The sequence below is a fragment of the Leucobacter celer subsp. astrifaciens genome (genome assembly GCF_001273835.1).
Lineage (GTDB): Bacteria > Actinomycetota > Actinomycetes > Actinomycetales > Microbacteriaceae > Leucobacter > Leucobacter celer.
In genome coordinates this window covers 234,428-248,664 of the sequence record NZ_JHEI01000135.1, presented here as the reverse complement: position 1 = coordinate 248,664, position 14,237 = coordinate 234,428, and the positions used below count along the sequence as shown (strand labels likewise).

Here is a 14,237-nt window from a genome sequence, read left to right as displayed (position 1 = left end):
CAATCGTCGGCAGGATATCCGGGCTCGGGGAGCTGCCCGCCGGCGAGTTACGGCTCAGCTTGACGCACCTCGACGGCTCGCCGGTCTCCGACGCGAACCATGAGGTGCCGATCGATCGAGCCGGTGGCTCGTTCCGACTCTCGGGCGTTGCCAGTGGCAGTTACCTGCTCCGACTGGATTCTCCTGGCGGAGCGCAGTTCCTGGCCTCGGGTCCGAAGTATTCGTTCGCAGTGAAGGGGCACGGTGAGACGTCGCTGCAGGTGACCGCGCTGAACCCCAATGCGAAGGTATCGGGAACTGCTGAGTTGCGCACCCCCTTCAGCCCCGGGGAGCTCGCCGATTGGGATCCGTACAGCAGTGTCGGCATCTACCGTCTCGTCGAGGGCCGGTGGGCCGAGGTGACGCGGGTGCCGGTCGCTGCGCCGAAACGCGCCTATCTCTCGGCGCTGCTCGTGCCCGGCAGCTACACCGTGCAGTTCACCGGGTTCCGTCCGTGCGTCGGTCCCGAGCGCGTCGGTGACGAACACGGATGGGAATGCAGCAGAGCGCTCATTCCGCAGTGGTGGCCGGGCCGAGCCTCTTCTGCAAGTGCGACCAGGTTCGAACTCGGGTCGGGCCAGCATCGTGACGGCATCGACGGGGTGGTGACGGAGAAACACCGCGATGTGCTGACAGCGTCTCCGGGAAGCGGGCGCGCTCCACACAAATTCTGGGGAGACGTTGTCTGGATGTATGATCGGGGCTTGTCGACGGGGGTGAACCGCGGGGCTGACAACTACTATCTGCCGCAGCAAGCGGTCACCCGCGAGGCGATGGCCGCGTTCATGTATCGCTATGCGGGCGCGCCCGAGTTCACGCCTCCGGCGAAGCCGTCGTTCACCGACGTGCCGCGAAACCACAAGTTCTATCGCGAGATCGAGTGGATGAAGAAGCAGGGGCTCACCACGGGCATCAGGGAGGGCGGCAAGCTCGCCTACCGTCCGAAGAGCAGCGTTTCGCGCGAGGCGATGGCCGCGTTCCTGTACCGCTACGCCGGGAAGCCCGCCTTCGACGCGACGCAGGCGCAGACGTTCCGCGACGTGCCGCGCGGTCACCAGTTCGCGCGCGAGATCAACTGGATGTCGAGCACCGGGATCACCACCGGCGTGCAGGCGAGCGGCGGTCTCGTGTATCAGCCGCTCACCTCGGTGAAGCGCGACGCGATGGCGGCCTTCCTGCACCGCTACGACCGGAGCCGCTGACCCCGTACGACGCCGGCACCCGGCCCTGCACGATCTCTTGCGGAGACTCCATGCAGAGCCGAGTGCTGAACGGTGTCCGGGCCCGACGAGACACGCGCAGCGCTATGCCAGCAGCGAGGCCCCGAGCATCTCGCCCGCCTCGAAGCCCGGCAGGATCGCGAACACGGCGGAACCGGTGTGCGCGACCCACTCGTTGAGCAGGTCGAGTTCGTCGAGTCGGCGCTGGATCGGCACGAACTGGCGCGTCGGGTCGCGCTGATAGCAGGCGAACAGCAGGCCCGACTCGCCGCCCTCGTCGTAGTTCGCGCTGCGGCGGAAGATGCGCTCCGACGGGTCCGTGGAGTGCGCGCGCCGGATGTGCGCGAAGCTCGGGATCACCGGGAGCCCGTTCGCGGTCGAGGCCTCGAAGTCCGCCGGCGTGTGCTCGTCGGCGTCCGGGGGCGCGGTGAGCGGCGAACCGTTCGACAGCCGCCGGCCGATGGTCTGCTCGCGACCGGGCCGATCCACCTGATCCCAGGTATCGAGCTCCATCCGGATGCGCCGCAGCACGAGCGCCGTCCCTCCGGCGAGCCAGCCGCCGTCGCCGTCCACCCACACGAGCCCGCCGAAGTCGTCTTCGCCGGGCGCCGGGTTGACGGTGCCGTCGACCTGACCCATCAGATTGCGCATGGTCGTTCCATGCGGCTCCGAGCCGCGCGCCTGCCGGAATCCCTGCTGAGACCACAGCGGCTCGACGAAGCTGCGCAGATCCCGATCGATCATGCGCGCCGCGTGGGCGATGGGCAGCGGATCGTCGCCCTGCAGCAGCACCAGGAGGTCGCCGCCGTCGTGGCGTCCGTCGAGCCGGTCCCGCTCGAAGGCCGGCAGGGGAGCGAGCCACTCGGGGCGCAGCGCAGGATCCACTCGGTTCACGAGCCCGGGCCCGACCCCCACGGTCACGGAGAGCGCGGAGGGTCGGGCTGCGAGTTCGGGCTCGGGGTCGGCGAGCGGGGCCGCACCGGAGGTGAGCCCCTCGACATCCCCCGTGAGGACGCGGAACATGCGACCGAGCGCGGCCCGGTCCGTCTCCGGTTTCAGCGCGTATGCGACGAAGCGCACGTGCGCCGCCGCAGGCGTGACGATCCCGGCCTGGTGCTTGCCGTGGCAGCTGAGCGCCTCCCCGCCGAACGGCAGCGGCTCGGGCGGAGGCCCGTCGGTCTCGCTCGGGCCGCTGAGCACCCCGAGCGCCGCCCCCAGGCTCAGAGCCGCTCCGACTCCGGCCCCGGCCGCCCCGCTCGTGAGCAGGGCCCGCCGGCCGAAGCGCCGCGGCCCGGAGGCCGCGGTCGCTTCGGCGACGGGGGTGTTCGTGCGATCCGGGGCGGGGTCAGTGCTCCGCATGATCTGCGTCGTGCTCGGCGTCGTGCTCCGCGTGCGAGCCGTGATCGGAGCCGTCCCCGTGGGCATCCGAACCCTCGTAGTTCTCCTGCGCGCCGGCGAAGTCCTTCACGAGCACGGTGACCTCGAGTTCCGAGCCGTCGTCGAAGCGCAGGGTGAGGGGCACCTCGTCGCCCGCCAGCAGCGGCCCGGTCATGTCCATGAACATGATGTGGTCGCCGCCCGGCTCCAGCACGAAGGCGCCGCCCGCGGGGATCGTGAAGCCGCCCTCGACCGGTCGCATGGTCGCCGCGGCGCCCGACGTGACGGTCTCGTGCAGTTCGACGGTGGCGGCCGCGGGGCTGTCGACGCCCGTGAGGGTGATGTCGGCGTCGCCGTGGTTCTCAAGGGTGCCGAACACGCCGGTCATGCCCTCTCCGGCCTTCGCCCAGCCGCCGGTCAGCACGACCGGCTCGGCGTGCGCGGCGTCGGCGGTGTGCTCTGAAGCGTTGGCCGAGGGCGCGGGATCGGCCGGCGAAGCGCACCCCGCGAGGAGCAGCGCGGCGGCCAGCGCGACGACCGCACCCCGTGCGGCTGCGGTGCGCGATCCGATGGGAGCGACGATGCCGCGGCTCATGCCCGGTCCTCGCGACCCTCGTTCGAAGCCTCGCGCTGGCGCTCGGCATCGGCGGCCATGCCCCGTGCACGGCGTCGGTTGCCGGCGGTGGCGACGGCGATCCCGCCCGCGATGACCGCTGCACCGCCCACGACGACGGCGATGACGGCTCCCACCGGTGCGCCGGATTCCGCGGCATCGGAGTCCTCGGCCGCGGTATCGCCGTGGTCGTGATCGTGGCCGTCGTCGGCGCCCGCCGCGTCCGCGGTCTCTGCCTCGTCATCCGCGAAGCGCGGATCGTCCTCGGTGATCGCCTCGTCGCCGATCGTCGGCTCGCCGCTCTCGGGCACCGTGAGCGCGAAGGCCCCCTCGATGGGGTGGCCGTCGCTCGACACGACCCGCCAGGCTGCGCTGTAGACGCCCGGCGCGAGATCGTCCGCGAGCGGCTGGGTGACATCGGGACCGTCGACCAGCGGATCGCCGTCGGTGGCGTCGTCGCCGTCGGGCGAGGTGATCACGATCTCGGTGCCCACCTCGATGATGCTGTTGCTGAAGGTGAGGCGCACCGCGTCGGCCGAGCCGTCTGCGGGATCGACCTCGACGGCGGTGCCGATGAGCTGGTCGTGGGCGAGTGCGGGGCTCGCGACGCCGAGCACGGGGACGACGGCGAGTGCCGCGGCGCCGACGATCAGGGTCGCCGTCGCCGCGCGCGAGAACAGGGGATGGGTGGTGATGGTGCGAGACATAGGGGTCTCCGAGTTTCTCCGGGCATACCCGGGCAGGCGCGCAGCAGCGGACGCCGCGCGCGATCGAATGAAGTGAAGAGTCTGAGGCGCCGGTTCAGGCGGAGGCCGCGGCGGGCGGGCCGCGGTGCGTGATCACCGTCGACAGGAGGCGGCTGCGCACGGAGGCGATGGGCCCCCAGGAGAGGAGCTGCGGCACCCGCGGCGGCACGGGAACGGCCGAGGCACGGCGGAGCGGCAGCGCTCGCCGCACCAGTCGCACGAGCGCCAGGAACGCGCGCTCGCCGCGATGCAGCAGGGCGATGGTGATCAGCGCCGCGATGGCGTGACCCGCCCACATCGCGGTGTCGGCCGATGCGGTCTGCCCGAGGGCGCCGATCTCGGTGGGCGCGAGCTGTGCGCCGAGGTGGGCGGCGTGCGGCGAGACCGGCTCCGCGCCGGTGCGGGACGTGCCGCCCGCACCGACCCAGGAGAAGAGCCAGTGGTACATGAACTGCGACGCCGAGACCGCGATGGCGAGGCGCCAGAGAGAACCGACTCGGCCCGCCAGCGCGGTGCAGATCGGCAGCGCGAGGATCGCGGTGGCCGTGATCGCGAGCCAGGAGATCGCTCCGCCGGCGAGGCCGTGCGATGCGGCTGCGAGCAGTGTCGCGGCGAGCGCACCGCCGAGTCCGCGCCAGGCGCGGGCTGCGCGGCTGGGGCGCGCGCTGTCGATGGTGCTCACGCCTCCAGTGTACGAGGTCGGACCCGTGAGCCGGGACGGCGCCGATCCTCAGCCGGATGCCCCAGAATGGGAGCAGGGACGGTGCGGGCGTCGTGTCGTGCACGGCCCGGGCGACCTTTTCGAGGAGGGACATGTCGGCGATCGACCTCAACAGCGACCTCGGCGAGTCGTTCGGCGGCTACCGCCTGAGCGACGATGCGGCCGTGCTCGCGTCGGTGTCGAGTGCGAACGTGGCCTGCGGCTTCCACGCCGGCGACCCGCTGGGCATCCGCGCGACCTGCCGTGCCGCGGTGGCCGCCGGCGTCACCATCGGCGCCCATCCGGGATATCGCGACCTGGCGGGTTTCGGACGGCGCTTCATCGACGTCGAGCCGCACGAGCTCACCGACGAGGTGATCTACCAGATCGGCGCGCTGCAGGCGCTCGCCCGCAGTGTGGGCGGGGAGGTGCGCTACGTCAAGCCGCACGGCGGGCTCTACAACGCCATCGCCGTGCACGAGGGGCAGGCGCTGGCGGTCGTGCGCGCCGTGCTCGAGGTGGATGCCGGTCTGCCGCTCATGGTGCTGCCCGGTTCGGTCGCCGAGCGGGTGGCGCGCGACGCCGGTCTGCGCACCGTGGCCGAGGCGTTCGCCGATCGCGGGTATCTTCCCGACGGCACGCTGGTGAAGCGCGGTGCGCCCGGTGCGCTGCTCGACGGCGACGCCGCGATCGCCCAGGCGCTGCGTTTCGCGCGCGGCGAGCCGATGGCCGCCGTCGACGGCAGCCTGCTGCGCCTGGCGACCGAGAGCATCTGCCTGCACGGCGACAATCCCGAGGCCGTGCGCCTCGCGCGCCGCATCCGGAACGAACTCGAGCACGAGGGCGTCGAGATCCGGAGCTTCGTCTAGATGACGCTCAGCGGCTCGGATGAGCGGCCCGCTGCGGGGCCGGCCGCACCGAGGATCTTGCCGGTCGGGGATCTCGCGATCCTCGTGGAGCTGCCCGATCTCGACGCCGTGCCGCGACCGCCGCGGCCCTGCGGCGGCTCCGGCTCTCCGGCGTCATCGACATCGTTCCCGCCGCGCGCACCGTGCTGGTGCGCTGCGAGGGGCGAGCCGCCGTGCGGCGGGTCGCCGAAGCGGTGGCGGAAGCCGACCTCACGACGCCGCCGGGCGGGGACGCGGCGCGCGATGTGACGGTCGAGGTCGTCTACGGCGGCGCCGATCTCGAGGCCGTGGGAGAACTCACGGGGCTCGGGATCGACGGAGTCGTGGCGGCCCACACCGGCACCGCGTGGCGGGCGGCCTTCGGGGGTTTCGCTCCCGGCTTCGTGTACCTCTCCGGCGGCGACCGCCGGCTCGAGGTGCCGCGGCTCGACTCGCCGCGCACAGTCGTTCCGGCGGGGTCCGTCGCGGTCGCGGGCGGCTTCTCGGCCGTCTACCCCGGCGAGTCGCCGGGGGGATGGAGGCTGCTGGGGCGCACCGGACAGCGCATGTGGGACGAGACGCGGGATCCGCCGGCGCTCATCGCGCCGGGCGACACGGTGCGGTTCCTCGCCGTGCGCGAGTCGCTGGCGGTGGGGCGGGCGGCGACGGGCGCCGGCGGGACGGCACGCGAGGCCGGCGATCCGGGCTCGCAGGCCGGGGTGCCGGATCCGGCACTCACCGTCGCCGACCCCGGACTGCTCACGCTGGTGCAGGACGCCGGACGGCCGGGCCACGCGGACGTGGGCGTCACCGAAGCCGGGGCGCTCGACCGCGCCGCCCTGCGCCGGGCCAACCTCGCCGTCGGCAACCGCCCGGGGGCGGCGGCCCTCGAGAACCTGAACGGCGGCCTCGCCCTGCGGACCGGGCGCGCGCTCCTCGTCGCGGTCACGGGCACCGACGCCGAGGTGCGGGTGGAGGACCCCGGGAGCGCCACGACTCGCCTGATACCGGCCGGACACCCGTTCGAGCTGCTGCCCGGAGAGACGCTGCGGCTCGGCGCCCCGTCCGGAGGGCTGCGCTGCTACGTCGCCGTGCGCGGCGGGGTGGCGGGGCGCCCGGTGCTCGGCAGCGTCTCGCACGACAGCCTGTCCGGGCTCGGTCCGGCTCCGCTCCGAGCGGGCGACCGGGTGTCCGTCGGCCCGGACCCCGGCGGCCATGCGCGGGCGATCCCGGAGCCGCTGCCGGGCGGAGAGATCGCGGTGCTGCGCTTCGTGCCGGGCCCCAGAGCCGACTGGTTCACGGCCGGATCCGCGGCCGCATTCGCCTCGCGGACGTGGCGCGTGACTCCGCAGTCCAACCGGATCGGCCTGCGCCTCGAAGGCGAGTCGCTCGAGCGCGAACGCACGGGGGAGCTTCCCACGGAGGGCATGGTGCGCGGTTCGGTCCAGGTGCCGCCGAACGGCCTGCCCGTGCTCTTCCTCGCCGATCATCCGGTCACCGGGGGCTATCCGGTGATCGGCACGGTCGTCGACGCCGATCTCGACCGCGCGGCTCAGCTGCGGCCCGGAGCCGAGGTGTGGTTCGTCTCGGTCGACCCGGACGACCCCGGCGCAGCACGCGCCGCCGAGGCCCCGGTGCCCGAGCGGGTCTCCTTCTCCATCGAGATCGAGGGTCGCCTCTACGGGGTGACTGTCCCGGGGGTGCTCGCGGTGGCACTCGAGGACGCGCTGTCGAGGGGCGACGACCCGAGCCTGGAACTTATCCTGCGCCCGCTCGTCGTGTCGATCCTGGCGCAGGGACCGGGCGGTGTCGATCCGCTCGGTTAGGCGCCCCCTGCGGCTTCTTCGCTTCTCGGGCTCTTTCGACTTATAGGCTCGCGCCGATAGGCAGCCGGTTGAGCGAACGAAGTGAGTCGAAACCCTTGATTTCGACTCGCCTACGGCTCGCTCAATCGGCGGACACGAACGCCTATTGGCGGAACCTCTTATCCGCTTTCATCGGCGCATCGGCGCGCCGGGTGCGGCTCCCATGAGGCCCGTATGGGGGTCTTCTCGCGCGGACCCGGCTGCGACGCTCCCGCCCGTCAACCCGTCGATGGTATGTTTCTCGTCCGTTTCCGGTACGCAGACGGCGCGGTCGAAGGGAGGACGGGGTGACGCAGCCGATGGACCAGCCCGCGAGGGCATCCGCCTTCCGAGGATCGCCGAGCGTGGCCCGCCGCACGCCCGAGGTCGGGCCGGTCGAGCTCTTCTTCGACCTCGTCTACGTCTTCGCGATCATCCAGCTGTCGCACCTGCTCATCGACCGCCTCACCTGGGAGGGAATGGCCCAGACCGCCGTTCTGTTCGCCGCCGTCTGGTGGGGATGGAACTACACGGCCTGGGCGATGAACTGGCTCGACCCCGGCCGGATCCCGGTGCAACTGCTCACGGGCGTGCTCATGCTCGCCGCGCTCGGCATGGCGATCGCGATCCCCGGCGCGTTCGGAGCCGGCGCCGGGATGTTCGTGGCCTGCGCCCTCTTCATGGGGGTGCTGCGGCCGCTCTTCATGATCGTGGCCTTCCGCGGCAGCGTGCTCTCCGGCAACTATCGACTGCTGCTGATCTGGACGCTCGCCGCCGGTGCGTTCTGGATCGCGGGATGCTTCGTCGAGCCGGCGTGGCGTCTGCCGATCTGGCTCGTCGCGGTCCTGCTCGACTACGCCGCGCCGCTGTTCCAGTTCCGGGTTCCCCTGCTCGGATCCGCGCCGATGGAGACGTGGGACACCGATCCCGAGCACCTCGCCGAGCGCAACCGGCTCGTCTTCATCATCGCGCTGGGGGAGTCGGTCCTGCTCATGGGAGGCGCGGCGGTCTACGCGGGCGGCCTCGACGCGCGGCTGGGCCTCGACCTGGTGCTCGGCTTCGCCACGCTCTTCCTGCTGTGGTGGAACTACTTCGCCGTCGCGCGCCACGACGTCCGGGGTGAGGACGAGTCGACCGCAGCGCTGCGCACCGCCTACGCGTATGCGCACGCCGCCATGGTGTTCGGCGCGATCCTGATCGCCGTCTCCATCGAGCTGCGCCTCTCGCACGATCACCTGACCCCGGCCATCGTGCTCGTCAGCGTGGCCGGACCCGCCGTCTACCTTGTCGGCAACCTGCTCTTCCTGCGTTCGCGCCCCGGCGGCTTCGGGCGGCTCGCCCGTTCCCGTGTCGCAGCCGTTGCCGCGCTGGCGGGGATCGGCGCGGTGGGCGTGCCCCTCGCCGATGTGCTCCCGCCGGCCGCGCTGGGCCTCGGTGTGCTCGCGGTCATGCTCGTACTCGCAGTGCTCACGGGCCGCCCCAGCCCGGCGCCCTCCGATCCCGATGCCCTATCCGATCCCGATTCCGATGCCGCCCCTGGGGTCGGCACCGGCACCGCATCCGCGCGGTGAACCCCACGCCCACACCCCGAGGCAAAGGAGCCGACATGACTGGAACCGCGAACGGACCCACGACCCGAATCCTGCGCGAACGACTGCCGCGCCGGCAGTTGGGCGCGCTCGTGCTGCCGCAGCACCGGGATCCCGTCGGCATCCTCGAGCGCCAGCACGACGCCCGCCTGCCCGACCTCGTACCGGTGCGCGTCGGGCGCATGCTGCAGTCGGCGTTCGCCTTCTACCGCGGCACCGCGGCGATCATGGCGAGCGACCTCGCCGCCGCGCCCACGACCGGCATCGACGTCGTTTCCTGCGGTGACGCGCACATCTCGAATTTCGGCTTCTACGCCTCACCCGAGCGGGAGCTGGTCTTCGACCTCAACGACTTCGACGAGGCCGGGATCGCGCCCTGGGAGTGGGATCTGCGCCGCCTCGTGGGGAGCGTGCACATCGGCGGACGCGATATCGGCCTCAGCGAGGACAACTGCCGCGAGGCCGTGGCGCGGGCTGCCGCCAGCTATCAGGAGACGCTGCGCGAGTTCACGGTGCTCTCCGCCGCCGATCGCTACTTCACCAGGGTCGACACCTCCGAGGTGGCGCGGCGCCTCGGCACAGCGGGTGCGAAGACCGTGAAGAAGGCCGAGAAGAAGGCCCGAGGCCGCACCTCGGAGCAGGTGCTGCGGAAGCTCGCCCTGCGCAGCGAGGACGGGGCGACGCGGATCGTGGACCAGCCACCGGTGCTGCGGCACGTGGATCACGCGAGCCTCGAGGAGCTCGACGGGCTGTTCGCGCAGTACCGCTCCACGGTGCGCGAGGACATCGCCTACCTGCTCTCCCAGTACCGGCTCGTCGACTACGCGCTGCGCGTGGTCGGCGTCGGTAGCGTCGGCACCCGGTGCTACCTGCTGGCGTTCGAAGGGCCGACCGGAGAAGCGCTGTTCCTGCAGGCGAAGGAGGCTCCGGCCTCGGTGCTCACGAGCCACGGGGGACGCCCCGAGGCGATCCCCGGCGACGAGACGGGGGCGGCCCACACCGAGGGGCACCGCGTCGTCGCCGCGCAGCGCATCCTGCAGGCCAACTCGGATCCGTTCCTCGGCTGGATCACCGGTTGGGCCGGCGAGCGGGAGGACCGGCACCGCGTCGACTACTACTGGCGTCAGTTCCGGGACATGAAGGGGTCGATCGAGCCCGACACGCTCGACAAGGAGCAGTTCGTCGCCTATGGCGGGCTATGCGCCGCGCTGCTGGCCCGTGCGCACGGCCAGTCGCCCGATGCGCGTGCGATCTCGGGATATCTCGGCCGCGGGGACAGGCTCGCCGAGGGCATGGCCGACTGGTCGGCGGCCTACGCCGACGTGGCGGAGGCCGATTTCGAGGCGCTGGCGCAGGCGGTGCGCGCGGGCCGCGTTCCCGCCGAGACCGGAGTCTGAGTGCAGCCCGACGGGGCCCTGAGGGGATTCTGACCGGAGTCTGACCGCAGCCCGACGGGGCCCTGACCGGATTCTGACCGGAGTCTCAGCGCCGCCCGGCGAACCCGGTGGCTCGGAGGCCCCGGTGGTCGGGCGAGACGGGTAGGATGGATCCTTGTGTCAGACACCACCAGCAGCAATCCGATCACCCGGGAAGCCGCCGATGCGGCCGTCGACGCGGCGCTCGCCGCTTTCGCCGCCGCCGGCTCCGTCGCGGGGCTGAAAGCGGCCCGCACCGAGCACGCCGGCGACGCCTCGGCCATCGCCAGGCTCAACGCGCTCATGCGCGAGGTGCCGAAGGACGAGAAGGCCGCCACCGGCAAGCTCATGGGCCAGGCCCGCGGACGCATCGAGGGCGCCTACAAGGGGCGGGAGGCCGAGCTGGTCGAGAAGGAGGCGGCGGAGCGCCTCGTCGCCGAGACCGTCGATGTCACGGCAGCGCCCGTGCGCCGCCGGGCGGGCACCCGTCACCCCCTGGCGCAGCTCCAGGAGGAAGCCGCCGACATCTTCATCGGCATGGGCTGGGAGATCGCCGAGGGGCCCGAGATCGAGCACGAGTGGTTCAACTTCGACGCGCTCGGATTCGATCCCGACCATCCCGCCCGTGCGATGCAGGACACCTTCTTCGTCGATCCCGCGGATCGCCATCTGCTGCTGCGCACCCACACCTCGCCCGTGCAGGTGCGGTCGCTGCTCGGCCGCGAGCTGCCCGTCTACGTGGTCGCGCCCGGTCGCGTCTACCGCACCGACGAACTCGATGCGACCCACACCCCCGTGTTCCATCAGATCGAGGGCATCGCGATCGATCGCGGTCTGACGATGGCACACCTGCGCGGCACGCTCGAGCACTTCGCCAGGCAGATGTTCGGCGAGGAGGCGCAGATCCGCCTGCGCCCGAACTTCTTCCCCTTCACCGAGCCCTCCGCCGAGATGGACGTGTGGCAGCCGCACGCCAAGGGCGGCGCGCGCTGGGTCGAGTGGGGCGGTTGCGGCATGGTCGACCCTAAGGTGCTGCTCGCCGCGGGCATCGATCCCGAGGAGTACCAGGGCTTCGCGTTCGGCATGGGCATCGAGCGCACGCTGCAGTTCCGTCACGACCTCAACGACATGCGAGACATGGTCGAGGGCGATGTGAGATTCAACCGTCAGTTCGGAGGACTGGTCTAATGCGCGTTCCACTCAGCTGGCTCGGCGAGTTCGTCTCGCTGCCCGAGGACGTCACCCCGGAGCAGGCGCACGCCGATCTCGTGCGCGTGGGCTTCGAGGAGGAATCGATCCGCCGCTTCGAGGTGTCCGGTCCCGTCGTAGTGGGCCAGGTGCTCTCGCGCGAGCCCGAGGAGCACTCCAACGGCAAGACCGTCGGCTGGTGCCAGGTGCGCGTCGCGCCCGAGGGGCAGCGCGCGGCCGACGGCGGCGAGGACGTGCGCGGCATCGTCTGCGGCGCCCACAACTTCGAGGCGGGCGACAAAGTCGTGGTGACGCTCCCGGGCGCCGTGCTGCCCGGCGGCTTCGAGATCGCGGCCCGCAAGACCTACGGCCACGTCTCCGACGGCATGATCGCCTCGGCGCGCGAGCTCTCGCTCGGTGAGGATCACGACGGCATCATCGTGCTCTCGCGCCTGGGCCTCGACCCCGAGGTGGGCGAGGACGCGAAGGCGCTGCTGGGTCTCGACGACTCGGCCGTCGAGATCAACGTGACTCCGGATCGCGGCTACGCCTTCTCGATCCGCGGTGTCGCCCGCGAGTACGGCCACTCGACCGGGGCCGCGTTCAGCGATCCCGCGCTCGCGGTGTCGCCGGGACCGGCGTCGGGGTTCCCGGTGACCATCGATGACGAGGCGCCCATTCGCGGCCGCGCCGGCGCATCCGGCTTCGTGGCGCGCGTGGTGCGCGGCATCGATCAGTCGCGCCCGACGCCCCCGTGGATGGCGGCGCGCCTGCAGCTCGCCGGCATCCGCTCGCTCTCGCTCGAGGTCGACATCTCCAACTACGTGATGCTCGAACTCGGGCAGCCGTTGCACGCCTACGACCTGGCGAAGCTGCAGGGCGGCATCACCGTGCGGCGCGCTCGCGCGGGGGAGACCCTCGTGACGCTCGACGGCCAGGAGCGCACGCTGCACCCGGAGGATCTGCTGATCACCGACGAGTCCGGGCCCATCGGCCTCGCCGGCGTCATGGGCGGCGAATCGACCAAGGCCGATGAGTCCACCATCGACGTGCTCGTCGAGGCCGCGACCTTCGACCCGGTGTCGGTGGCGCGCACGGCCCGCAGGCACAAGCTGCCCAGCGAAGCCTCGAAGCGCTTCGAACGCGGCGTCGATCCGCTTGTCGCCCGCGCCGCCGCGCAGCGCATGGTCGATCTCCTGGTCGAGCTCGCCGGAGGCACCGCCGACGAGCTGGGGGCCGAGATCGTGCCCGAGTGGGAGCCCCGGGTCGTGCGTCTGCAGGTCTCCGGCGTCAACGGGCTGCTCGGCACCGACTACAGCGACGAGGAGATCCGTGACGCGATCGAGATGGTCGGCTGCACCGTCTCGCTCGGCACGGCGGGCGACCCCGATCTGCTCTTCGTGACGCCGCCCAGCTGGCGCTCCGACCTCACTCGGGCAGCCGACCTGATCGAAGAGGTCGCGCGCATCGTCGGGTACGACCGCATCCCCTCCGAGCTGCCCGTGGCGCCTCCCGGCCGCGGCCTCACCCGCGATCAGCGCCTGCGTCGCCGCGCCGCGAACGTGGTGACCGCTGCGGGCTTCGACGAGGTGCAGAGCTATCCCTTCGTGTCCCGTGCGCAGCTCGACGCGTTCGGTGCGGGCGCTTCGGCCCCGGCGCCCGTCGAGGGGGCCGACCCGATCCCCGCGATCCGCCTGGCCAATCCGCTCGACGGCGAAGCGCCGTTCCTGCGCCGCTCGCTGCTGCCCGGCCTCGTGACCGCGGCGCAGCGCAACGTATCCCGCGGTCTCACCGACCTCGCGCTCGTCGAGTTCGGCGCGGTGTTCGCGCCGGCTGCCGAGGGGGCCGTCCTCGGTACCGAGTCGGTGCCGGCGCTGGCCGAGCGGCCGAGCGATGAGGTGCTCGCGCAGCTCGACGCCTCGATCCCGCGCCAGCCGCGCCGGGCCGCCGGGCTGCTGCTCGGCGACGCCGTGGCCAAGCAGCCGGGCGAGGCCGAGCGCGCCTACGACTGGGCGGATGCCCTCGACGCCGCTCGCACGATCGCCGGGGCCGTGTCCGCCGAGCTGATCGTGCTGCAGGGCTCGCACCGGGCGTTCCACCCGGGCCGCACGGCGGAGCTCGCGATCCGCGTCGGCGGCGATGGCGACCCGAGCGACGCGGACGGCGATGAGGGCGGCCTCGAGATCGTCGGCGTCGCCGGCGAGCTGCTGCCCGAGCTGGTGGCCGAGCACCACCTCCCCGGACGCGTGGCCGCCTTCGAACTCGATCTCGAGCGCATCATCGAGCTGGCGCCGCGCGCGCCCGAGACCTCCCCGCTCTCCGGTTACCCGGCGGCGACGCAGGACCTCACCCTCGTGGTCGCGGACGACGTGCCGGCGGGTGATGTGCTCGCCGTGGTCGAGGCCGGTGCGGGCGAGCTGCTGGAGCGCGCGAGCGTGGTCGACGATTATCGAGGCGCCGGCATCGACGACGGGCAGAAGGCGCTCACCTTCGCACTGCGCTTCCGCGCGGATGATCGCACGCTGAAGGCCGAGGAGGCCAGCGAGGCGAAGCTCGCGGGTGTCGCCGCGGCCGAACTCGCCTTCGGCGCCAAGCTGCGGGAGTAGCCGCCGACCTGCC

General features: G+C 72.2%; 11 protein-coding genes. 7 read left to right on the top strand and 4 right to left on the bottom strand.

Going from position 1 to position 14,237, the window contains the following annotated elements; genetic code table 11:
* Positions 1-59 precede the first annotated feature (59 nt).
* Entirely contained in the window at positions 60-1,241 is a 1,182-nt protein-coding gene (locus AMS65_RS07640) for an S-layer homology domain-containing protein (RefSeq protein WP_053383559.1), read from the top strand.
* 102 nt (positions 1,242-1,343) lie between these two features.
* On the opposite strand, the gene AMS65_RS07635 is transcribed toward AMS65_RS07640, so the two are convergent.
* The 4 genes from AMS65_RS07635 to AMS65_RS07620 all read right to left on the bottom strand — a co-directional run bounded on the left by AMS65_RS07635 (position 1,344) and on the right by AMS65_RS07620 (position 4,677).
* A complete protein-coding gene (locus AMS65_RS07635; protein ID WP_053383670.1) occupies positions 1,344-2,618 on the bottom strand; it encodes a Dyp-type peroxidase in 1,275 nt (424 codons plus the stop codon).
* Complete coding sequence (locus AMS65_RS07630; protein ID WP_075200902.1) at positions 2,605-3,231, bottom strand: copper chaperone PCu(A)C; 627 nt, start codon at positions 3,229-3,231, stop codon at positions 2,605-2,607. The genes AMS65_RS07635 and AMS65_RS07630 overlap by 14 nt, the downstream gene beginning before the upstream one ends.
* Positions 3,228-3,956 (bottom strand): copper resistance CopC family protein, encoded by a 729-nt coding sequence (locus tag AMS65_RS07625; RefSeq protein WP_053383558.1) that lies wholly within the window; start codon positions 3,954-3,956, stop codon positions 3,228-3,230. The genes AMS65_RS07630 and AMS65_RS07625 overlap by 4 nt, the downstream gene beginning before the upstream one ends.
* Positions 3,957-4,050: 94 nt before the next feature.
* Positions 4,051-4,677 carry a hypothetical protein gene (locus tag AMS65_RS07620; RefSeq protein WP_053383557.1) on the bottom strand — a complete coding sequence of 209 codons (627 nt, stop codon included), beginning with the start codon at positions 4,675-4,677 and terminating at the stop codon, positions 4,051-4,053.
* Between the two features lie 131 nt (positions 4,678-4,808).
* On the opposite strand from AMS65_RS07620, the gene AMS65_RS07615 reads away from it, so the two are divergent.
* The 6 genes from AMS65_RS07615 to pheT all read left to right on the top strand — a co-directional run bounded on the left by AMS65_RS07615 (position 4,809) and on the right by pheT (position 14,224).
* Positions 4,809-5,564 (top strand): LamB/YcsF family protein, encoded by a 756-nt coding sequence (locus tag AMS65_RS07615; RefSeq protein ID WP_053383556.1) that lies wholly within the window; start codon positions 4,809-4,811, stop codon positions 5,562-5,564.
* 128 nt (positions 5,565-5,692) lie between these two features.
* On the top strand, positions 5,693-7,408 hold the full coding sequence (locus AMS65_RS07610; RefSeq protein WP_241489382.1) for a 5-oxoprolinase subunit B/C family protein: 1,716 nt from the start codon (positions 5,693-5,695) through the stop codon (positions 7,406-7,408).
* A gap of 326 nt (positions 7,409-7,734) precedes the next feature.
* The gene (locus tag AMS65_RS07605) at positions 7,735-8,997 is read left to right on the top strand and encodes a low temperature requirement protein A (RefSeq protein ID WP_241489375.1); all 1,263 of its coding nucleotides are present in this window, start codon (positions 7,735-7,737) and stop codon (positions 8,995-8,997) included.
* Positions 8,998-9,032: 35 nt separating this feature from the next.
* A complete protein-coding gene (locus AMS65_RS07600; RefSeq protein WP_053383555.1) occupies positions 9,033-10,412 on the top strand; it encodes a DUF2252 domain-containing protein in 1,380 nt (459 codons plus the stop codon).
* Positions 10,413-10,568: 156 nt separating this feature from the next.
* Positions 10,569-11,618 carry a phenylalanine--tRNA ligase subunit alpha gene (pheS, locus tag AMS65_RS07595; protein ID WP_053383554.1) on the top strand — a complete coding sequence of 350 codons (1,050 nt, stop codon included), beginning with the start codon at positions 10,569-10,571 and terminating at the stop codon, positions 11,616-11,618.
* Positions 11,618-14,224: a phenylalanine--tRNA ligase subunit beta gene (pheT, locus tag AMS65_RS07590; RefSeq protein WP_053383553.1), complete on the top strand. Its 2,607-nt coding sequence runs from the start codon at positions 11,618-11,620 to the stop codon at positions 14,222-14,224. The genes pheS and pheT overlap by 1 nt, the downstream gene beginning before the upstream one ends.
* Positions 14,225-14,237: the final 13 nt, after the last annotated feature.